Raw genomic sequence first — 21,548 nt, 5'->3', positions numbered from 1 at the left:
AACCTAATTAGAACCACAACATGAACGAAACAACTAATAATATACAACCGACAAATTCCAATTTCTTTACGAATAGGAATGGTAACACTCTTATGAAAGAGTTTGAGGGTGTGTTACAGCACAACAATCATATCAAGAATCTTGATGCAGTAGTGGGCTTTCTGCGTGCATCAGGCTATTTTTCCTTGCGCCCATTCTTGGACAATATCAATAAGGTGCGGGTTCTTATTGGCATTGATGTTGACAAGTACATAGCTCAAGCTGCAACGCAGGGGAAAATGTTCCTTGGAGCAGAAGAAGAGGTGAAAGAAGATTGCCTGCGCAAAATCCGCAAAGACATAGAGCATTCCAACTATTCAAAGGAAGTGGAGAATGGCATGCTTCAGATGGTTCAGGATCTTATAGATGGCAAACTTGAACTTCGTGCTCACCCTTCAAAGAGAATACATGCAAAGTTGTATGTCCTGTATCCCGATGATTTCAACCAGTATTCACAGGGTATAGCCATAACTGGTTCAAGCAATTTGTCTGGTAATGGACTTGGTATTTCACAAGACAAACAATACGAATTCAATGTCAAGCTTGACAGATTTGATGATGTTAAATTTGCCAAGGATGAATTTGAATTGTTATGGAAAGAGGCGGACGGATGCGAAATAACTGCTGAAGAGATAAAGGCATCCATTGACAGAACTTATTTAAAGGGAGATGTTGCACCATACGATTTGTACATCAAAATGCTTATGGAATATTTCTCCGACCGTGTATTAGCTACAGATGACAATAATCCGTTTGATATGCCTGAGGGGTATACCAAGTATGACTATCAGATGGATGCTGTCATGGAGGGCTATCAAAAGCTCATCAAATATGACGGATTTTTCCTCGCGGATGTCGTAGGTCTTGGCAAGACCGTCATTGCGACCATGATTGCAAAGAAGTTCGTAATAGAAAACGGGCGGGACAAGACTAAAATACTGGTAGTATATCCTCCGGCTGTGGAACAGAACTGGAAAGCCACCTTCAAAGACTTTGGAATAGACAAATATGCCAAATTTATTTCCAATGGAAGTTTGGCAAAGGTTCTTGACGAGGAGAACTATAACTATTGGAATGCGGATGAATACGATTTGATATTGGTGGACGAGGCTCATAAGTTTCGTTCACACACCACCGCTGCCTTTGAACAACTACAGGAAATTTGCAAGATGCCACGTATAGAACATGGCAATATTCCTGGCTATAAGAAAAAGGTGATGCTCATATCAGCGACTCCGATGAATAACACTCCTGCGGACATCTATAATGAAATTCAGCTTTTTCAAGATCCCCGCCGTTGTACGATAGACGGCGTGGCCAACTTGACTGCGTTTTTCTCTCCTCTGATCAAAGAATTTCAACAACTAAGAAAAGACCCGAATTTCGATGTCACACAGTTCAAAAAGTTGGCAGAACATGTGCGTGACCGTGTCATCAAACCATTGACCGTCCGACGTACAAGAACTGACATTGAAAGCGTCGCTCGTTATAACAAAGACGTAAACGGATTCCCTAAGGTTGAACGTCCTATTGAGAACAGATATGAGCTGAATGAGCATTTGGCCAATCTTTTTGAAAGCGCGATGGAGACGCTTGACAAGAAGTTGAGCTATGCCCGTTACCAGGCTATTGCCTATTTGAAACCCGAAGCAGCAAACGGCCTGTACGACAATGCCGAACTGATAAGCCGCAGCCTGGCCGGGATCCGTAAGAATGGTTTGGTAAAGCGGCTTGAAAGCAGTTTCTATGCCTTCCAAATATCGTTGAACAATTTCCGTCAGGCCAACCAGAACATGATTGACATGTTCAGTCGTGATAAGGTTTTCATTGCACCCGACCTTGACATAAACAACTTGTTGGAGGCAGGTTTGTCTGACGAGGAAATAGAAGAAAAACTGAATGCTAAAGCAGAGGAGAATCCAAAGAACTCTGTATTTAAGGCAGAAGATTTTGATCCTGAGTATATTGAGCTGTTGCATCAAGACCAAGAAATACTTGAGAAACTGTACAAGGAATGGGAGGGGATAACTGATGAAGACGATTCCAAGTTTGCAAAATTCAACGAACTGCTGAAGCATGAGTTGTTCAAGACCGACCGTAACCCTGAGCAAAAGCTGGTGGTGTTCTCAGAGTCTGTTGATACGGTAAAATACCTCGAACGGCGCATCAATCGCAAGGATGTGTTGGTCATCTCTGCTGACAACCGAAGCAAACTGTTCAAGACGATTCGTGAGAATTTTGATGCAAATTATAAAACAAAGCTAAATAAATACAATATTATCCTCACAACCGACGTTTTAGCAGAAGGAGTAAACTTACACAGAGCCAACGTGATAGTCAACTACGATACGCCTTGGAACAGTACACGACTTATGCAGCGCATTGGTCGTGTGAACCGTATAGGTTCATCATCAAAGCACATATACAACTATGTATTCTATCCATCGCGTGAAGGTAATAGGGAAATCAATCTGAACCAGATAGCTTTGAGTAAGATACAAACGTTCCATTCAACATTTGGTGAGGACAACCAAATCTATTCGCAGGAAGAAATTCTTGACCGGGACCTTACCAAATTGTTTGATGAGGGGATGAGCCGTCAAAAGGAAGACCATAACCAGGAATTGCCTTTCTATGAGGAGTTGAGAACTCTTTACATGACCAATCGCAGGGAGTACAATCGCATAGAGAAGTTGTCATTGCGCAGCAGGACCGGGCGTGACGCAAGACAGGTTGATGGCGTGACACTGTCCGGAGACACGCTCGTGTTTCTCAAAACGAACTTCCGTAAGGTGTTCTTCCTCGTGTCTGAAACCGCCCGGGAATTGTCGGTGCTTGATGCACTTAAGTATTTCAAGGCAAATAAAGATGAGCAGCCCGTTGAGCGCATAGAACAACATTACAAGCATATCAATATGGCATTGCAAAAATTTCGTGCCATACAAGATGAGGAAATGTGCGACCAGGAAAATGCGCAAGATGCGCAAAAGTCTCTTGGTGCACAAGTCACAACCGCAGTCAGTTTGCTTAATCTTTTTATCCGCGAAATAGATGATCCTGATGTACGCATAAAAGTTAGTCAATTAAAAACTCTGGCAGAACGAGGTGTTATCACATATATCCCCAAACGTTTGCAACGCATACAGAAGGATCTTACCCGCAGTGGCAAGAACAAGTTGTCGCCGGCTGACGCGCTGAATGAGATAATCGATATGGCAAAGAAATACGCTCCCTATTTCGTCGCTCAAGAAGCTCAGATGAACGAGCAAGAAACAGATGCAGAGATCATTCTGTCCGAATCGTTTAAATAGAACATACGCAATGGATTACAAGGGAATAATAGAATCAAGATACAACAGGGAGGCGTGGCAGCGGTTGCTTCATGATATCTTCCTTAACAAAGTGGTCTTTAGAACTCCATACGAAGTGAAAGTAAATAGCCGCTTTGCCAAGGAAGCTCTCAAACTTGGCACTGTCACGTTGTCAGACGAACAGCAATTAGCTATCTATGAAGTTGAATTATCGGATAAGGTAGATATAGAACGCAACAAGCGTGGAATTCGGGATATGCTCACTGCCGATTGGCGACGCATGGGCTATGCAGGTGCGTTCATGTTCTGTTATCGCAAAAACGAGAGCGTGTTGCGTTTCTCTTATGTCAGTGAGACATGGGGATTCAACAAGAAGGGTGACTATGAGAAGCTTTCAACTAATACAAAGCGATACACCTATCTTCTTGGAGAAGGTCGCGGATGCCGTACCGCCATTGAGCAGTTTCATGCGCTGAAGGATAGTAAACAGTCTTTAAGCGATGTTACGGCAGCCTTCTCTGTCGAAGCGCTTACCAAGCAATTCTATAAAGATTTGTTTGACTGGTACCAATGGGCCGTGGACCCTGCATCGGGCGTGTATTTTCCGAACAACACATCAACGGAAGATGATGATCGTGAGGATATTGAAACAAAGATTATCCGCATGATAACCCGAATCATGTTCGTGTGGTTTATCAAGCAGAAAGACCTTGTGCCAGACAAAATCTTTGATGTGGATTTCCTCGAAACGATATTGAAAGACTTTGACCCTGAAAGCAAGGAGATTGGCAACTACTACAATGCCATCCTTCAGAACTTGTTCTTTGCCACACTAAACCGTGCCATAGAGGATGAGCAGGGCAACAAGCGCCGTTTTGCAACCAATGTGAAGAAAGACATCAAGACGCTTTATCGCTATCCCGAAATGTTCAAGATCAGTGAGGATGAAGTGATAAAGATGTTCTCGGAGGTTCCTTTCCTCAATGGTGGTCTCTTTGAATGTCTTGACAAGACCAAGACAATTGACGGAGTGGAGCAGGCCTACAATGATGACGGTTTCAGCCGTAACGACAAGAAGTTTGCCGACGGACGCTACCGCAACCGTGCTGTAGTGCCGAATATCCTTTTCTTTGATGAGGAGAAAGGTTTAATATCAATACTCAGCCGCTATAATTTCACTATTGAAGAAAACTCTCCAGAAGAGCAACAGGTGGCACTTGATCCGGAACTGCTTGGTAAGGTTTTTGAAAACCTGTTGGGCGCCTATAACCCGGAGACAAGAGAAACGGCACGCAATCAAAGTGGCTCGTTCTATACACCACGTGAAATCGTCAACTATATGGTTGATGAGAGTCTTATTTCTTATTTGGGCAACACCGCTTTTGTACGCTCGCTGTTCTCACCCGAGTTCAGTTACGACAAGACAAAAACGGATGAATACAAAATTGTTGCAGACAAACTGAAAGCCATAAAGATACTCGACCCTGCCTGTGGTTCGGGAGCATTCCCTATGGGATTGCTCAATCGCATGATAGATATTCTTAGTCATATTTCTCCCGGGGAGAATACTTATGACTTGAAGCTGTCTATCATCGAGAACTGTATCTATGGTAGTGACATTCAGAGTATTGCAGTCCAAATCACGAAGTTACGTTTCTTCATCTCGCTTATCTGCAATTGTGAGAAAGATGCAAACAAGCCCAATTTTGGCATTCCCACATTGCCTAACCTCGAAACAAAGTTTGTCGCTGCAAACTCTTTGATTGCCAAAAAGCAACAGCCAAGCCATAACCTGTTTGAGAATCCAGAGATAAAGCCAACGAAACAGGCCTTGACGGAAATCCGCCATGAGCATTTTGCAGCCAAGACGGCAAACCGCAAAAGCACATTGCGGCAAAAAGATAAAGAACTTCGCGAGAAACTTGCTCGTCTGTTGGCTGAAGATAATGACTTTGCCCCTGCTGATGCTAAGCAGCTTGCAGAATGGAATCTATACGACCAAAATGCCGTTGCCGGCTTCTTCGACCCAGAATGGATGTTTGGAGTCAGCGATGGCTTTGACATTGTTATAGGCAATCCGCCGTACATCCAATTGCAGAATAATGGTGGTGAATTGGCACAATTGTATGCAGGCTGTAACTACAAAACCTTTGCGCGCACAGGCGATATATATTGCCTATTCTACGAACGTGGCTATCAGTTACTGAAGCCCAATGGCCATCTTTGCTATATCACGTCAAACAAGTGGATGCGTGCTGGCTATGGTGAAAAGACTCGCGACTTCTTCGCCAAGAACACCAATCCCATGCTCTTGATAGATTTTGCCGGCGTGAAAATCTTTGAGAGTGCAACAGTGGATACAAATATCCTGCTCTTTGCCAAAGCCTCCAATGAGCATAAGACATGGTGTGCTGTTACCAACAAGCAAAACAAGGATAGCGTGAAGAATTTGAGCGATTTCGTGCAGCAGAGTGGTGCAATATGTGAGTTTAATAATAGCGATAGCTGGGTAATATTGTCTCCAATAGGGCAGAGCATCAAGCGAAAGATTGAGGCTGTTGGGACACCTCTCAAAGATTGGGACATAAACATATATCGTGGTGTACTTACTGGTTACAACGAGGCTTTCATTATCTCAACAGAAAAGCGAGATGAAATATTAGCCAACTGCAAGTCCGAGGATGAGCGCAAACGAACGGCTGAACTTATACGACCGATTCTGCGTGGCAGGGATATCAAAAGGTATGGATATAACTGGGCAAACCTGTGGCTTATCAATACTCATAATGGCATTCGTGGTAAGTTGGAACGTATTCATATTGAGGATTATCCTGCTGTAAAAGCTCATCTTGACCAGTATTGGGATAAAATTTCAAAGAGAGCCGACAAAGGAGAAACGCCATATAACCTCAGGAATTGCACTTATTTGGAGGATTTTTATAAGCCAAAATTATTTTATGCAGACATTACTCAGCATTTAAGCTTTTGTATGTGTGAAGATGTGATGTTTTGCAATAATACAACTTATTTCATTGCTACAGAAGACCTTAGTGTCTTGAAACATCTCAATAGATATTTGAATACATCTCTTGTTGATTGGTACTACAGAACATTGTCAGTTCAACTTGGGGAAAAGGCTGTTAGGATGTTTTCAATTTATGTATTAGAAATACCTATACCACCGATTGCTAAAGAAAACGATTTTTATAAAGTATTCAATCTTACACCTTCAGAAATCGCTTTCATAAAAAACAGACAAGTGTAGATGTTTATGGCGGACAATAAGAAAATTTGTCCACCATAAAAATCCAATACATTAGAACCTAAGTAGCCATTTCCATAAAGGAATGAGTTCTATATGAAAGCCATCTTTTTCAACGATGCTTTCTTCTTCCATGGTGACAACCATCATTTTGCTGATCGGCTGAACCGAGTGCAGTTTTATCAGGGCATCTGTTTCACGCTTAAACGTTTCAGCATCTGTCATGGAATAGGACACCTGCACAGCCAATTCTTCTTCCGGGACAACAAAGTCCACTTCTGCATTCTTGCTGTTCCAAAAATAGCAATCATCGCCATATTTGCGTCTGAGTGTTATCGCTACAATATTTTCAAGTAAGGATGTGTTGGCGTCAACAAGAAAAAGATGAAGCAAACCATTATCCGTGAAATAATATTTGCGGTTAGACTCCTTGTCTTGTAACTTGCCATACAGATTCTCGTAAGGCAATATGAGCCAGGTTTCAGTCATATAGTCTACATAATCTATCGCTGCATCGGTACTTAATTTCTTACCTGTACTACTGACAATGCTTGCAAGTCTGTTATATGAAAGAGGTTGCTTTACACTCTCAGCCATTTTGCGTATCATCACACGCAATGCGTAATCATTGCGAATCCTGTATCTTGCTACCAAGTCGCCAAAGAATATCTTGCTAAAAAGATTGCTCATCCACGAACGAGGTTCTTTCATACCTACGGTTTCGGGCAAACCCCCATGTTGGAAATAACTATTTGCCAACTTCACAATCTGTTTGCCGAATGTAAATATTGCATTCTTTTCATGTATGTCAATACCACTGGCCTTCAAATATTCTTGCAAAGAATAAGGATATACTTCATGTATCATGTATCTGCCACCAAGCGTGGTCGCAATCTCACTACTCAGCATCTTCGCATTGCTGCCAGTGATGTATACTTGATATTTTTGGTCGGCTAATCTGCGGGCAAACTTCTCCCACCTATTCACCAATTGTATTTCGTCCAAAAAGAATATAGGACGAGAATCATACATCTCTTCATAGCACGTTTTTATCAAGTCAAGGTCTTTGACTTCCAAAGAATCTATTCGGTCATCCTCAAAATTGAAATACAATATTTCTTCTTTCTTATGTCCTTGTGCTATCAATTGCGCTATACGCTGGAACATCAAGTATGATTTTCCTGCGTGTCTCAAGCCTACAAATACATAATTAAGTCCGTCCACAAGCTCCACGTCACGAGGAATGAGTTCCACTTGCGACACGAAGTCTTGGTATTCTGAAATGAGCACTTTTATTAAGTCTTTCGTCATATACTTCTTATGTTAATGCTTAATTTGCTACAAAGATACATATTTTGTCGTTTACATACGACAAAATTTATATAAAAATATCGTTTATATACGACAAAACAACCATAAACAGATTTTAAGTCTCTTAAATGGAGGATTTTTATAAGCCAAAAATGCTATGGAAGAGAGTTGGTTCTATTCTTCGATTTTGCTACAATGACAATATGACTTTAGGACTTGATAGCACATGCTTTGCTACAGGTGAGAATATTGAATTTATATGTTGCGTGTTAAACTCTCCGATGGGACATTATTTACTCAAAGATGCTCCAAAGACTGGTACTGGAGATTTACTTGTTAGCGTACAGGCTATTGAACCAATACAAATTCCTTTAATTGGGACTGAAACAAACATGGAGTTTAAGGAACTCTTAGAGGAACTTATTAAAGGAGATTCACTTGCAAAAGAAAAAGAGATAAGTTGTAAAGTTTTTAAACTATACAACTTGTCTCTTGATGAACAGAACTATATAGAAGAGAATTTTACTTAATCTCTACATAGCCAATGACTTTACGCTCTTCTGTAGTCAGATTATACAAATCGAACAACAAGGTATCGATAGATTTCGTTTGTTCTATTGTATAATCTGATTGAACAGAATTGACAATCTTTCTGAATTTTTCATTTTGTTCTAATGACACCTGTTTGACAGGTATCTTATCGAAGAAGATTTTGCTTAACTCTCTTGTACCTCCCTGTAATTCAGGAAAAGAATCGCGGAAGCAATATTTGAATAGAGAAGAATTCAAGAAAGCTGTTAAGTATGCCATATTTTGTCCTGTAATAATAAAGCATTTTTGATTGGTCAGAAAGTTGGCTTCATCATATACAAAAGGCATATACTTGGTCATATTGGGATAAATGATTTTTGGCTTATAAAAATCCTCCCAATAGCTGATGCTATCTTGAGTTTCAAACCATTTGTTGTTGGTCTTCTTACGAGCCTTAATCTTTTTACCATTCACGTTGTGCACCTTGCCTGTTTGCTCTAATCTTTCAATGCCAAACGAAAGGAGATAATTCTTCACTGCCGGATACTGTTCTATGTCGTAATGGCGCGAAGGGAATGTGGCTATCAGATACCATCCAGCCCAATTATATCCGTACCTCTTGATATCCCTGCCTCGCAGAATCGGTCGTATAAGTTCATCCGTCCGCTTGCGCTCGTCCCCAGGCTGACAGTTGCGAAGGATTTCTTTTCTTTTCTCGGTAGAGATTATGAAAGCCTCATTACAGCCAGTCTTAATCCCATAATTTATTTGGATGTCCCAATCTTTGAGAGGTGTCCCAACAGCCTCAATCTTTCGCTTGATGCTTTGTTCTATTGGTGACAATATTACCCAACTATCACTGTTTGTAAACGCACAAATGAAACCACTCTGCTGCACGAAATCGCTCAGTTCTGTTCAGACAAAAATTGCTTGATATAGCGGTCAAGCGTATTTCTGTCAACTTTACACAATTTCGCGATTTTTCGCTTAGAAACTTTTGCTTTAAGAAGTTCTTGGATTAGGGTAGCTTTACCATGCAATTTATATTTCTCTGGAGCACTTTTCCGTCCTTTCGGTCTGCCAAGCACGACACCCTCAGCCTTCTTGCGAGCCAACGCCTCTTTAGTTCGTTGGCTGATAAGGTTACGTTCTATCTCGGCAGACAATCCGAAAGCAAAGGCGAGAACTTTGCTTTGGATGTCATCGCCAAGGCGATAGTTGTCCTTGATAGTCCAAACACGGCACTCCTTTGTCATGCAGATATTCAGGATTTCCATAATCATGAACAAGTTGCGGCCAAGACGGGAAAGCTCTGCGCAAATGATGAGGTCATCCTTTTGCACACGCTTCAGAAGTTTTCCCAGCTCTCGTTTGTTATACGATTTCGTTCCACTGATGGTTTCTTCAATCCATCCATCAATCACAAGTTTGTTGCGCTCGCAGAATTTATTAATCTCAAAACGCTGGTTCTCTACTGTTTGTTTGTCGCTGCTTACTCTAATGTAACCGTAAATCATAATTTTCTATTCGAATAGTTTTATTAGTTGAGAAGCTAAATATGCTCTCATTAAATATGAAAACGGAAGCATTGTTAATAAAGCCAGTATAAGATTGCTGCAAATAAGCGATAAACAAGCACATAACAAAGGCATAAGAACCCTGAACCCTATAAACGCAAAAAGCGTGCAACTCATTGAGCTGCACGCTTTTGCTTATTGTTTATTATGTGTTTTCTTTTCGGCACTTACTTCACTTCCTCGAAGTCGGCATCCTGAATATTGTCATCCTTAGAGCCACTTTGTTGGCCCGCACCGGTACCGGTATTAGCTCCGCCTTGGGAGCCCTGGGCACCTGTTTGAGCACCACCTTGAGGACCAGCCTGACCATACATTTGGGCACTGGCGGCCTGAACAGCAGTGTTAAGAGCAGCAGTGGCCGTGTCAATAGCTGCCACGTCACCGGCCTTGTGAGCATCCTTGAGCTGCTGGAGAGCCTGCTCGATAGCCGGTTTCTTGTCAGCCGGGATCTTATCGCTGTTATCCTTGAGGAAGTTCTCGGTAGTGAAGATCATGGAGTCGGCCTGATTAAGCTTGTCTACTTTCTCGCGCTCAGCCTTGTCGGCAGCAGCGTTCTGTTCAGCCTCAGCCTTCATACGCTTGATCTCATCGTCGCTCAGACCACTTGAAGCCTCAATGCGGATCTTCTGTTCCTTTCCGGTAGCCTTATCCTTAGCGGATACGTTCAGGATACCATTGGCATCGATATCGAAAGTGACCTCAATCTGAGGAACACCGCGACGGGCGGGAGCAATACCCTCAAGGTTGAACTGACCGATACTCTTGTTCTGGGCAGCCATCGGGCGCTCACCCTGCAGCACGTGAATGGTTACGGCAGTCTGATTGTCGACAGCGGTAGAGAATACCTCGCTCTTCTTGCAGGGAATAGTCGTGTTAGCATCGATGAGCTTCGTCATGACGCCGCCCATCGTCTCGATGCCGAGAGTCAGCGGAGTGACGTCCAGCAGGACGATGTCGCCGGCACCCTTCTCGTTGTTCAGGATAGCACCCTGGATAGCTGCACCCACAGCGACGACCTCATCAGGGTTCACACCTTTTGAAGGCTCCTTGCCGAAATAGTTCTTCACCAATGTCTGCACAGCAGGGATACGGCTCGAACCGCCCACAAGGATCACCTCATCGATATCGGATGTTGAGAGCTTGGCATCGCGCACGGCATTCTGGCACGGCACAAGGCACTTCTGAATCAGGTCATGGCACAGCTGCTCAAACTGAGCACGCGTCAACGTCTTTACCAGATGCTTTGGCACACCGCCCTCAGCAGAGATATAAGGAAGGTTAATCTCGGTCGAAGTAGTAGACGAGAGTTCAATCTTCGCTTTTTCGGCAGCCTCCTTCAAGCGCTGCATGGCCATCGGGTCCTTGCGAAGGTCGACGCCCTCATCAGCTTTGAAGCCGTCCGCCAGCCAGTCAATAATCTTCTGGTCGAAGTCATCACCCCCCAAGTGTGTGTCACCATTAGTAGCAAGCACTTCGAATACACCGCCACCGAACTCCAGGATAGAGATATCGAATGTACCGCCACCAAGGTCGAACACAGCGATCTTCATGTCCTTGTTGGCCTTGTCCACGCCATAGGCGAGGGCGGCAGCCGTAGGCTCATTGACGATACGACGGACGTTCAGACCGGCGATAGCACCGGCTTCCTTAGTGGCCTGACGCTGAGAGTCGGAGAAGTAAGCCGGCACTGTGATGACAGCATCCGTCACTTCCTGGCCGAGATAATCCTCGGCAGTCTTCTTCATCTTCTGCAGAATCATGGCCGAGATCTCCTGTGGTGTGTAAGGATGTGCGGCACCCTCGATCTGCACCTTAGGATAGCCGTTATCGTTGATGACGTTGTAAGGCACACGCTCTGCCTCCATCCTGCTCTGCTCATAGGTCTCACCCATGAAACGCTTGATGGAATATACGGTATTCTTCGGGTTCGTGATGGCCTGACGTTTGGCGGGATCGCCCACTTTACGCTCACCGTCTTTCATGAAGCCCACTACAGAAGGAGTGGTACGCTTGCCTTCAGAGTTTGCAATCACTACCGGCTCGTTGCCCTCAAATACGGCTACGCAACTGTTGGTAGTACCTAAGTCGATTCCAATAATCTTTCCCATAATAGTATGTATTTTTATTTATTATCGCTGTTAATGTTGCTTGGACTGAATGTAAATGTCCGCACTCCCTTGAACAAACGATATGCCAATGACAGGATCGTTGCATACGACTGACACAATGGCACAAATTCAGGACCTGCTATTTACGGATTACTACGGCGCAGTAGGCTGGAAGTGTGACTTTTTGACCTTCCACCATTACCTTCAAAGGTATCACATGCTTGCTGTCCGGCTTACCGCCAAAGCCCTCAGCCGCTGTGCCGTCAGCTATTGACAATCCTTTGATACTGACTGTCAAGGCTTGTGGCAGGGCATTGATAAGCTTGACAATGGTCTTGTCATCAACATCTTTCACAACACTGGCACTGACACGATAGCCCACGGACGCAGGCAGATCAAGAGACGAACTGACATATTTATCGCCGCCATTGTTGCCCCAAAGCTTCTGCGTCTCATAGCTGGGCGTGAGCATAGTGATACTGTCACGGTTGAAATAAATCATGTCAGGATTCCAGTTTTGGTGCCTCTCATGACAGAGCAACGGCGCGTAGCTCGCCATCTCTACCACATCTCCATTGCGCTCCAGCGAGCAGAGGTGCAGCGCCTCCACGAGAGCATTCTCCACTGTGCGCCCTTGCGAGGCCCACTCTCCGAGATACACTTTGGGTGCCTGACGGTCGTAGCTGTCGTAATAGTCCTGATTGCGCAAGAACCATCCGGGTGACTCATAATAGTGTTCGTCCACCATATCGACAATGCGCTTGTTATCTTTGGCAAACTTCCATCCCTCCACATAGTCGGCTGAAGGGTCATGAAATGGCCCCACAGTGCCAATAACCTTAATCTGAGGATATTTATCCTTCACGGCACTGGCAATCATCTTGAACCGCTCCTCAAAGACCGTGGAAATGATGTCCTCGTTTCCGATGCCTATCATCTTCAGGTTGAACGGCGTAGGATGGCCGGCATCGGCGCGCATCTTCGCCCACTTCGACGTGGCAGGATCACCGTTGGCCCACTCTATCATGTTAAGGATTTCCTGACAGTAAGTGGACATGTCTTTCATCGGTATGCCACCCTGCTGGCCCGCGTAGCCGTCCTTGTCGGCGGCCGAATTCTGACATGGCACACCAGCAGCCAACACCGGCAGAGGCTCAGCGCCAATGTCTTCACAGAACTGGAAATACTCATAAAAACCGAGGCCGCGCGTCTGATGATAGCCCCAGATGTTCTTTGCCGGCTTGCGATCCTGCCAAGGTCCGACACTCTCGTTCCAGTGATAGATGTTGCTGAGTCCCTGTCCATGGCTCATGCAGCCACCAGGGAAGCGCATGAACTTAGGGTGCAAGGCCGCAATGGCCTCGGCAAGGTCACGTCGCAGTCCATGCCCTTTATAAGTGTCGTGCGGGAAGAGGCTCACCATGTCCACGTCCACTTGTCCGTCTTTCAGCAGTGTCAGTGCCAGACGCATGTCACCCGCAAGCGATTTCTTGTCCACCGTCAGCGAGAAGGCATAGCGTTGCCAGCCTTTGCCCTGCAGCTTCACCTTTTCCTTGGCCAACACCTCACCACTGTTGCCCACGAGCATCACAAGTATCTGGTTCCTGACGCCTTCGGGCTGGCGCAAGAAAAGTGAGCAATCAAACTGCTGCAAGGGCGCCGCTTTCATGCCGTCCCATCCACTATTATATAAGGTGTCAGTCTTTTCCAACACAGCATAATGCGGGTTGAGGGCCGACAGCGGATTGGAAGTCCGGATGACGATAGGACGATTGGAAGTCCATGCTGTCTGCGACTGCCATCCCTCATGATCGTCTGAGGAATATTCGAAGTCGCGGTTCTGTACCATCTCAGCATACAGCCCGCCGTCTGCCGCATAGTTGATATCCTCAAAAAAGACTCCGACAAGCTTATCGGAAATGCGCTTGGTCTTTGCCTCGTCTACCGTAAGCGTGGCATTCACATGTGTGTCCAGCGAGGCAAAGCGTGCAGCGTCGTCCTTCATGCGTTCAGCATAGCGGGCCTGGTCGTTGCGCAAGGCCTCGAAATAGTTGAGAAGATAGTTGAGGTGTACCTTCGGCACCTCAAACTGATTACCCACAAACTGCCTGCCCGCCACGGTGGCAGTGTCCATGAGCCAAGCGTCGTCGCTGATGGAGCTGGGCTCGGTGGCCTCATCAAAATGGCGGAAATCCTTATCGGCCTTGACATATCTCCGTGATCCGTCCTTGGTCTTGAAATAGATGTCGAAAGTGCCGTTGTCCATCTGAAACATCACAGGCGCAAGGATTCCCTGCTCGCACATTCGCGGATAATCCTGTGGTCGCCAGGTGACAAGATCCTCACTATAGGCCGCTGCCATACATGGAGCGGAGCTGTTGACGGAGAAGAGCAGCCGCCAGGTACCGTCGGCGGCATGCAGCACATAGGGTGTGTACATCCGTTTCTCGGTTCCCCAGGGACCGTAGTCGGAGCCACAGACCTGTCCTATGTCGTGCCATTGCTCCTGATTAGTGAGATAGGCTATGTGGAGTCCGGCGTGTTCCCCCGGACTGTAAACGAAAATTTGGCAAGTGGTGTCCTTGCCTGCCACCTCAAAGGCGGGCTTAGTCTGCGCGCCTGCCGCCAGCGAGCAGGTAAGGGCGAACAGCAATAGAGTTTTTTTCATTGTTTCATCAATAAGTCTTTAGTAAGAATATGAAAAAAGCATGCAAAAGCAGCCTGATAATATGTAAACAGGAATCGTATTCCCACTACAGTGTAAAGGCAATGCGATTACAGTGTAAAGGCAATGCGATTACAGTGTAAAGGCAATGCGATTACAGTGTAAAGGCAATGCGTGTACGACGTAAAGGCAATGCGATTACGCCGTACACGCTCCTGCTAAATGAACTTATAGAAATGGTCTTTCTCAGGTTGGGCGGCCACCTTCAAGACCTTACTTGAATTTCGGCAGGCTTTCTCCGGCTCGGGCATACGCCAGGAGCTGGATGCGGAAGCGCAAGACCGACCATCCGGGGATGCTATTAGCACCCGACTCACCATAGCCTAAGGTCCATGGGACATAGACCTCCCACACGTCGCCGATATGCATATGCTGCAGGGCTGTGGCAAAGCCCGTCGTGCGCGTGCTCACCTTAAAGTCAGCCACACCATCGTTGTTGATCGTGTCGAAGACATAGCCGTCGGTGTAGCTCTTGGAAGGCAACAGCCGCCCACTGTAGCGTACACGCACTGAATCACTGAAAAGCGGGCATCCGGAGCCGCTACCAGCTGTCTGCACGTTAGCAATGATGAAGTCGGTGTCAGGCGACTTCAAACTGTCTGCTATGGAATAGCTCTTAAAGATCTTCCAAGAGGCATCGCCACCATTGACCTTTGTCTGCGTCTCGGCATAGAGCTTGTCCCAATAGGAGAGGTTTGTGTTCTTCCAGTTGGCAAACTCCTCCACCGTGTTGTCAGACTCGGAGCAAGAGGCCGTTAGAAGCAAAAAGGCCAAAAGGCAGAAAGGTAAAAAAACGATTACCTTTCTACACTTTCCTTCCACTGTATCTTTTATCTTCCTCATTATTACATTTTTACTTTTATCCTTTTTACCCTTTACAGGTCCTTTATCTCTTTGGCAAGTTTCTTGAGCAAAGAGGTGCTGCTGACCCGATCCTCGATGATGGCGCGCAACTCGTTGATGTTGACTCGCTCCTGCTCCATGCTGTCGCGGTGGCGCAGGGTGACAGTGTTATCCTCCAGTGTCTGTCCATCAACGGTGACACAGTAAGGCGTGCCGATGGCATCCTCACGACGATAGCGCTTGCCGATAGAGTCTTTGGCGTCGATGTGAGTGGTGAAATGGAATTTGAGATCGTCCTGAATCTCCTGTGCTTTCTCGGGCAGACCATCCTTGTTGACGAGTGGCAGCACAGCGCATTTGATAGGAGCCAGCGCCTCGGGCAGGGAGAGCACCACACGCGAGGAGCCATTCTCAAGCTGCTGCTCCTGATAAGCGTGGCACATGACAGAGAGGAACATGCGGTCCACACCGATAGAGGTCTCCACGTCGTAGGGCACGTAGCTCTCGTTTTTGTCGGGGTCGAAGTAGCGCATCTTCGTACCGCTGAACTTCTCGTGCTGCGAAAGATCGTAGTTGGTACGGCTGTGTATACCCTCCACTTCCTTGAAGCCGAAAGGCATCCTGAACTCTATGTCGGTGGCGGCATTGGCATAGAAAGCGAGCTTCTCGTGGTCGTGGAAGCGATAGTTTTCATCGCCCATGCCGAGTGCCTCATGCCAGGCCAGGCGCGCTTTTTTCCAATACTCGAACCACCGCATCTCAGTGCCCGGCTGGCAGAAAAACTGCATTTCCATCTGCTCGAACTCGCGCATACGGAAAACAAACTGACGGGCCACAATCTCATTACGGAAAGCCTTGCCGATCTGCGCAATGCCAAACGGCAGCTTCTGACGCGTGGTACGCTGTACGTTAAGGAAGTTAACGAAGATGCCCTGTGCCGTCTCCGGACGCAGATAGATCTTATTGGTAGCGCCTGCTGTGGAGCCTATCTCGGTGGAGAACATGAGATTGAACTGGCGCACGTCGGTCCAGTTCTTCGTGCCGCTGATAGGGTCCACGATGCCTTCATCGAGGATGATCTGCCTCAACTCCTCAAGATCGGGCCCCTGCATGGCCTTGGTATAACGTTCATGCAACGCGTCACGCTTCTTCTGATGTTCGAGCACGCGGGGATTGGTCTCGCGAAATTTGGCCTCGTCGAAGGCGTCGCCAAACTTCTTGGCGGCCTTCTTTACCTCCTTGTCAATCTTCTCGTCATATTTAGCTATCTGGTCCTCAATGAGGTTATCAGCGCGGTAGCGCTTCTTTGAGTCGCGGTTGTCGATGAGAGGATCGTTGAAAGCGTCGACATGACCACTGGCCTTCCACACGGTGGGGTTCATAAAAATGCCGGCATCGATGCCCACAATGTTGTTGTGGAGCAACACCATGGAGTCCCACCAATATTTCTTGATGTTGTTTTTCAGCTCCACGCCGTTGGGGCCGTAGTCGTAAACGGCGGCCAGGCCTTCAGGATAGATTTCTGAACTGGGGAATACGAAGCCATATTCCTTACAATGGCTTACAATCTTCTTGAATACATCTTCTGCCATGATATTTCTTAGCTATGAATATACATTTGCCGCAAAGTTACTGCTTTTTTTACCGAATATGGCCGTTATCCGCGTTAATTTTGCCTTTCATGTGACAGAATTTGCGATAAAAGCGTAACGATGAAAGAAAAAGGGAGCCGTATTGTTTCAAGCGGGCAGTTAGAGTTTCACGCCCTTATTCATCTTTGCAGATACGTCCTTCCGCGCCTTCCCATGCCCCACAAGGGGCCATCTTCGTACAGCCTAAAATTTGGTCTTGTTATCTTCTCTGCCTTATTTTTATTATATAAACTTACTTAAATAATCGTTTATTTTGTAGGCTTTATTAATAATAGATTGTAATTTTACCAAAGAGTTTCTTATCTTCAACGGAATAATAGCATGTCAGCTACTCTTTATCTTCGGCAAAATAGCCATTTCATTGAAGATAAAAGGATGAGGCAGCATAGAAAAAGAGATGAAATATATACACTTAATAAAAACATACTTTTCTCGTCCCTATCCCTTGGGTGAGAGCGACAACTGGCTAAAGCTATCGTTAATTGCCGGTGCCGTAGTTTTCTTCGTCCTGTATCTGCTGCGCCCTTTCGGACTTGCCACTTATCATGGTAACGTGTTGCAAGTATCCGTTTTCTTTACTCTACTTGGCGTGATACTGACCTGGCTTTATGGTAGATTTGTCTTCCGTCCATGGAACAAATTTGTAAAAGTGTGGAGAATAGGACATGAGAGTTTGGCTATCCTACTGCTGATCATCACAATAGGCATCGGCAACAGTGTGCTGGACAGCATCATTTTCGGCGGCCCCTATTCGCTGCGCCTCTTTGTGTCTTACCTTTATGTCACGCTTCTGATCAGCATTCCCATCACGTTAGTCAATGTCTCATTAGGCTATCAGCAACGGCTGCGTTCTCGGCTGGCAGAGCTTCTTCCTAAGGAAACAGAAGACCAGACTGCGGCGATGCTGACCTTTCACGACCATGCGGTATGCAATGACGACTTCATACTTCCTGCTCGCGCGTTCCTTTATGCTGAGGCTCAGAAGAACTTCGTAGACATCTATTATCTCCATGAGGGAAAAGTGGAGAAGCGGCAGTTGCGTTCTACGCTGGCTGCCATTCTTGAGGATGCACATCAGGACTACATCTTCCAGTGTCATCGCTCGTTTATCGTCAATCTCAACCACATCACGGACGCCAAAGGCAATTCTAACGGCTATCAACTCACCATGGCTGACAGCCACCATATAGTGCCAGTATCGCGCAGCTACGTGCCGAAACTTAAGTCATTTATCCGATAAGCGGCTTAGCCATTCATCCCAAAAGATAGTCATTCAGCTTGACACATAGTTGTTTATCCCGCAACTTCGTTGTCTGTCCTGAATATTTGCAAGCGTCTGTTTGATGCCGTAACTTTGCGGTATGAAACAAACAATTCTCATACTTCCGTTCTTGCTTGTCGCTGTCAATTTACAGGCTCAGCGCACCATTTCCGGCAAGGTGACTGATGGTCATCATGCCATTGTTAATGCCAACGTGTTTGTCAAAGGCACAATGGATGGCACACTTACCGACTCTCTCGGCATCTTCTCCTTCAACAGTGAGAAAGGAGACACCCTTGTCGTCAGCTGTATGGGTTATGATGACAAGTATTTGAGAATAGGGACTGCACACGACAGCCTTCATGTCCTCCTCCGTTCACACACTGCATCCATTGATGAAGTCGTAGTGACAGGCAGCCGCTTCAGCTTTGGCAGTGCCAATGGATTGAAACGGATGGGGGCCTTGGATATTGTGGCTGACGGAGCCAGTTGTGGTGATATCGTCGCAGCACTGCAAAGTCTGCCCGGAACACAGAAAGTGGGTGAAGACGGAAAGCTCTACGTTCGCGGTGGCAGCAGCGAGGAGTGTCAGACCTATATCAATGGCATGCACGTGCTGCAGCCCTATACCACTACGGCACCCAACAATTCCTCACGAGGGCGTTTCTCTCCTTTTCTATTCAAAGGCATCGACTTCTCTCTTGGCGGTTATGAGGCTGAGTACGACCAGGCACTGTCATCGGTCTTGCCGATGGAGACGACCGACCAGTCGACCAGTGACAAGTTAGGCGTCAGCGCCTCACTCATTGACTGGAACATTGGAGGCACACGGGCTTTTGATGCCGGAAGCCTGTCAATGAACATGAGTTATCTTGACCTGGGACTTTATCATCGGATCTTCCCTGACCGTCAAGACTGGCAACAGCCTTACCGACAGCTCTCTGGAGAGATGCAGTGGAAGATGCAGCCGACAACCTCGACGGTATCAAAGACCTATCTCGGCTACGACCATACCTCACTCATCTTGAACACCGACGGAAGGAGACTAAGCCTTGGTGAGAACAATATCTATTTCAACAGTGTAATGAAAGGTGTGCTGAAAGGCAGGGTCAACTGGTTTGCAGGCATGGCGCTCAGCGGCTATTGGCAGGACATTGACGAAGCAATGATGGTTGGAGACCACTTTACCCATAACAGCAGTGAGGTTCATCTGAAAGCCAAGATCAGCAAGACCTTCTCATCCCGCCTGAAGATGACCGCTGGGACAGAAGACTTCATCCGGCACTATAATGTCGGGTATCAGGCACCGACAGTCATGGATTTCCATACTCACCGTTCTTTTCATCTTCCGGCATTTTTCACAGAAGCGCTGTACCGCGTGTCATCTACGCTCTTTGCCAATGCCTCCTGTCGCTTGGGCTACAACAGCCAGAATCATCAATGGACTTTCCTTCCACGAGTGCAGGCCCATTATCATCCGTCGGCGTCCCTACAGGTTTCTCTGTCGGCAGGACGATACAGCCAGACGGCTGTCGACACCATTTTGGCACGGAGCGCAACAGCATTGCCTGTGACAGTTGCCGACCACTATATCGCCACGCTTGTCCAGCAGTTTAAAAATACCACCATTCGTCTGGAGGCTTATACCAAACGCTACCATCATCTTCCTACTTGGGAGGGACAAGCCTATACAGCCGACGGCACAGGATGGAGCAGGGGGTTCGATGTGTTTATTGACGACCAATCTCTGCTGCCCAACCTTTCCACGATGGTCAGCTACAGTTACAACAACGCGCGCAGACGCTGGCTCGACGAAACATCAGAGTGCCGTCCCGCCTTCTCCTCTCTCCACAATCTCCGCCTCTCAGTAAAATATGGCTTAGGTAGATTCTCGCTCGGACTCACCGAATCGTTTGCTTCCTCGCGCATCGTCCGTGGACGCGCCACACCCAACTATAACAGCTTAAATGCCTCAGTATCCTATCTTCCCTGCCGCCGCATCATCATCTACTCATCCTTGAGCAATCTGCTTGGCCGTGACAACGTCTATGGCTATGGCAATGATGGCAGCTCCATCAGGAGTAGCAGTAAGAGGTTTTTCTATCTTGGTATATTCATTTCACTTAAAAGTAATAAAGCTTATGACATCTCAAACTTTTAGTTCACGCAGGGATACAAGTCTCCTCCGTGCCGTTCTCGCCGTCTTTCTGATGGTTGTCAGTACATTAAGCCTTCATGCCCAACAGGAACAGCCCACGCTGGAGCAGCGGCTTGCAGGCCTGAAACGCTTAGAGGCCATGCAGCCCGACAGCATCGGGCCTAAGTATCAGCAGGGCATGTTGATACTCTCTGAGGTGGTGACGCATCCCTCCGACCAGCGGGCAGCATCCTTGTTAGAAGAGAGCCAGCGCGTCATCAGCCGCATTGAGGCTCTTCCGTTGAAGGCTCCATCTGCCCAGTCGGACCTTGCCACACTGAAAGGCTTCTACTATACCTGCCTCATTGTCACTAATCCGCAGCAAAACGGACAACGCTACTATCGTGACGCACTCGACAACTTCGCGCTGGCTTTACGCCTCAACCCCAACAACAAGACGGCCCGCCAACTGCAGGCACAGTTTATGGAAGGAATGAACAAGGCCATGACGGGGAAACATTGAGGTTTGGGGAAAAGTACTCTCGCGCCGAAGCCCTGCATAACAAACTTGGTATAACGGGATGTGAACGCTGCCGGTTCGTAACTCGTTCAAGAGGCAGTACGGAGACTGTTGACTACACCACGGAGATGAAACAGATTCAGACGGACATGGCAAAACTGCTACAAGAGGAAGTCGAAAGCCACAGAGCAGTGGAAGTTTTCTTGAAGAAGTTAGGCTATTCTCTCGCCTGAACCGTTCATCATATCACGGCCTTCGGAGGCCCGTCTTC

The 21,548-nt window shown here is 46.6% G+C and carries 13 protein-coding genes; 6 read left to right on the top strand and 7 right to left on the bottom strand.

The features are described 5' to 3' along the window. Positions 1 to 20: 20 nt before the first annotated feature. Both PREMU_RS12360 and PREMU_RS12355 read left to right on the top strand, forming a co-directional pair. Positions 21 to 3,350: a helicase-related protein gene (locus tag PREMU_RS12360; RefSeq protein ID WP_007575771.1), complete on the top strand. Its 3,330-nt coding sequence runs from the start codon at positions 21 to 23 to the stop codon at positions 3,348 to 3,350. 10 nt (positions 3,351 to 3,360) lie between these two features. Continuing rightward, a complete protein-coding gene (locus PREMU_RS12355; protein ID WP_007575769.1) occupies positions 3,361 to 6,615 on the top strand; it encodes an Eco57I restriction-modification methylase domain-containing protein in 3,255 nt (1,084 codons plus the stop codon). 51 nt (positions 6,616 to 6,666) lie between these two features. On the opposite strand, the gene PREMU_RS12350 is transcribed toward PREMU_RS12355, so the two are convergent. Next, the gene (locus PREMU_RS12350) at positions 6,667 to 7,923 is read right to left on the bottom strand and encodes an ATP-binding protein (RefSeq protein ID WP_007575766.1); all 1,257 of its coding nucleotides are present in this window, start codon (positions 7,921 to 7,923) and stop codon (positions 6,667 to 6,669) included. A gap of 203 nt (positions 7,924 to 8,126) precedes the next feature. Between PREMU_RS12350 and PREMU_RS12345 the strand changes: the two genes are divergently transcribed. Continuing rightward, complete coding sequence (locus PREMU_RS12345) at positions 8,127 to 8,453, top strand: hypothetical protein (RefSeq protein ID WP_156804018.1); 327 nt, start codon at positions 8,127 to 8,129, stop codon at positions 8,451 to 8,453. Here the strand turns inward: PREMU_RS12345 and PREMU_RS12340 are convergent. The 6 genes from PREMU_RS12340 to PREMU_RS12315 all read right to left on the bottom strand — a co-directional run bounded on the left by PREMU_RS12340 (position 8,446) and on the right by PREMU_RS12315 (position 17,299). After that, the gene (locus PREMU_RS12340) at positions 8,446 to 9,297 is read right to left on the bottom strand and encodes a TaqI-like C-terminal specificity domain-containing protein (protein WP_244863887.1); all 852 of its coding nucleotides are present in this window, start codon (positions 9,295 to 9,297) and stop codon (positions 8,446 to 8,448) included. The two genes, PREMU_RS12345 and PREMU_RS12340, sit on opposite strands and share 8 nt — an antisense overlap. 62 nt (positions 9,298 to 9,359) lie before the next feature. Further along, positions 9,360 to 9,971 carry a master DNA invertase Mpi family serine-type recombinase gene (locus tag PREMU_RS12335; RefSeq protein ID WP_007575760.1) on the bottom strand — a complete coding sequence of 204 codons (612 nt, stop codon included), beginning with the start codon at positions 9,969 to 9,971 and terminating at the stop codon, positions 9,360 to 9,362. A gap of 227 nt (positions 9,972 to 10,198) precedes the next feature. Beyond that, positions 10,199 to 12,139, bottom strand: coding sequence for a molecular chaperone DnaK (gene dnaK / locus PREMU_RS12330; RefSeq protein ID WP_007575759.1), 1,941 nt, complete (start codon positions 12,137 to 12,139; stop codon positions 10,199 to 10,201). Positions 12,140 to 12,278: 139 nt separating this feature from the next. Continuing rightward, the gene (locus PREMU_RS12325; RefSeq protein ID WP_040558435.1) at positions 12,279 to 14,807 is read right to left on the bottom strand and encodes an alpha-L-arabinofuranosidase C-terminal domain-containing protein; all 2,529 of its coding nucleotides are present in this window, start codon (positions 14,805 to 14,807) and stop codon (positions 12,279 to 12,281) included. A 270-nt stretch (positions 14,808 to 15,077) separates the two neighbouring features. Next, positions 15,078 to 15,707: a BamJ family beta-barrel-assembly machinery protein gene (locus PREMU_RS12320; RefSeq protein ID WP_007575757.1), complete on the bottom strand. Its 630-nt coding sequence runs from the start codon at positions 15,705 to 15,707 to the stop codon at positions 15,078 to 15,080. Between the two features lie 32 nt (positions 15,708 to 15,739). After that, complete coding sequence (locus PREMU_RS12315; RefSeq protein WP_007575756.1) at positions 15,740 to 17,299, bottom strand: glycine--tRNA ligase; 1,560 nt, start codon at positions 17,297 to 17,299, stop codon at positions 15,740 to 15,742. Between the two features lie 457 nt (positions 17,300 to 17,756). On the opposite strand from PREMU_RS12315, the gene PREMU_RS12310 reads away from it, so the two are divergent. The 3 genes from PREMU_RS12310 to PREMU_RS12300 all read left to right on the top strand — a co-directional run bounded on the left by PREMU_RS12310 (position 17,757) and on the right by PREMU_RS12300 (position 21,280). Beyond that, a complete protein-coding gene (locus PREMU_RS12310) occupies positions 17,757 to 18,599 on the top strand; it encodes a LytTR family DNA-binding domain-containing protein (protein ID WP_007575755.1) in 843 nt (280 codons plus the stop codon). A gap of 121 nt (positions 18,600 to 18,720) precedes the next feature. Next, positions 18,721 to 20,781 (top strand): TonB-dependent receptor, encoded by a 2,061-nt coding sequence (locus PREMU_RS12305; RefSeq protein WP_007575754.1) that lies wholly within the window; start codon positions 18,721 to 18,723, stop codon positions 20,779 to 20,781. Beyond that, positions 20,762 to 21,280 (top strand): hypothetical protein, encoded by a 519-nt coding sequence (locus tag PREMU_RS12300; protein ID WP_007575753.1) that lies wholly within the window; start codon positions 20,762 to 20,764, stop codon positions 21,278 to 21,280. Before PREMU_RS12305 ends, PREMU_RS12300 begins: the two co-directional genes overlap by 20 nt. Positions 21,281 to 21,548 lie beyond the last annotated feature (268 nt).

It is taken from the genome of Hallella multisaccharivorax DSM 17128 (genome assembly GCF_000218235.1).
In the GTDB taxonomy this organism is placed as follows: Bacteria; Bacteroidota; Bacteroidia; order Bacteroidales; family Bacteroidaceae; genus Prevotella; species Prevotella multisaccharivorax.
This window is presented reverse-complemented; position numbering and strand designations above follow the sequence as displayed.

Bases quoted from the DNA above. Each gene is read 5' to 3' on its own strand.
- PREMU_RS12360 (WP_007575771.1), top strand. From the start codon at position 21: ATGAACGAAACAACTAATAATATACAACCGACAAATTCCAATTTCTTT.
- PREMU_RS12355 (WP_007575769.1), top strand. From the start codon at position 3,361: ATGGATTACAAGGGAATAATAGAATCAAGATACAACAGGGAGGCGTGG.
- PREMU_RS12350 (WP_007575766.1), bottom strand. From the start codon at position 7,923: ATGACGAAAGACTTAATAAAAGTGCTCATTTCAGAATACCAAGACTTC.
- PREMU_RS12345 (WP_156804018.1), top strand. From the start codon at position 8,127: ATGACTTTAGGACTTGATAGCACATGCTTTGCTACAGGTGAGAATATT.
- PREMU_RS12335 (WP_007575760.1), bottom strand. From the start codon at position 9,971: ATGATTTACGGTTACATTAGAGTAAGCAGCGACAAACAAACAGTAGAG.
- dnaK (WP_007575759.1), bottom strand. From the start codon at position 12,139: ATGGGAAAGATTATTGGAATCGACTTAGGTACTACCAACAGTTGCGTA.
- PREMU_RS12325 (WP_040558435.1), bottom strand. From the start codon at position 14,807: ATGAAAAAAACTCTATTGCTGTTCGCCCTTACCTGCTCGCTGGCGGCA.
- PREMU_RS12320 (WP_007575757.1), bottom strand. From the start codon at position 15,707: ATGAGGAAGATAAAAGATACAGTGGAAGGAAAGTGTAGAAAGGTAATC.
- PREMU_RS12315 (WP_007575756.1), bottom strand. From the start codon at position 17,299: ATGGCAGAAGATGTATTCAAGAAGATTGTAAGCCATTGTAAGGAATAT.
- PREMU_RS12310 (WP_007575755.1), top strand. From the start codon at position 17,757: ATGAAATATATACACTTAATAAAAACATACTTTTCTCGTCCCTATCCC.
- PREMU_RS12305 (WP_007575754.1), top strand. From the start codon at position 18,721: ATGAAACAAACAATTCTCATACTTCCGTTCTTGCTTGTCGCTGTCAAT.
- PREMU_RS12300 (WP_007575753.1), top strand. From the start codon at position 20,762: ATGACATCTCAAACTTTTAGTTCACGCAGGGATACAAGTCTCCTCCGT.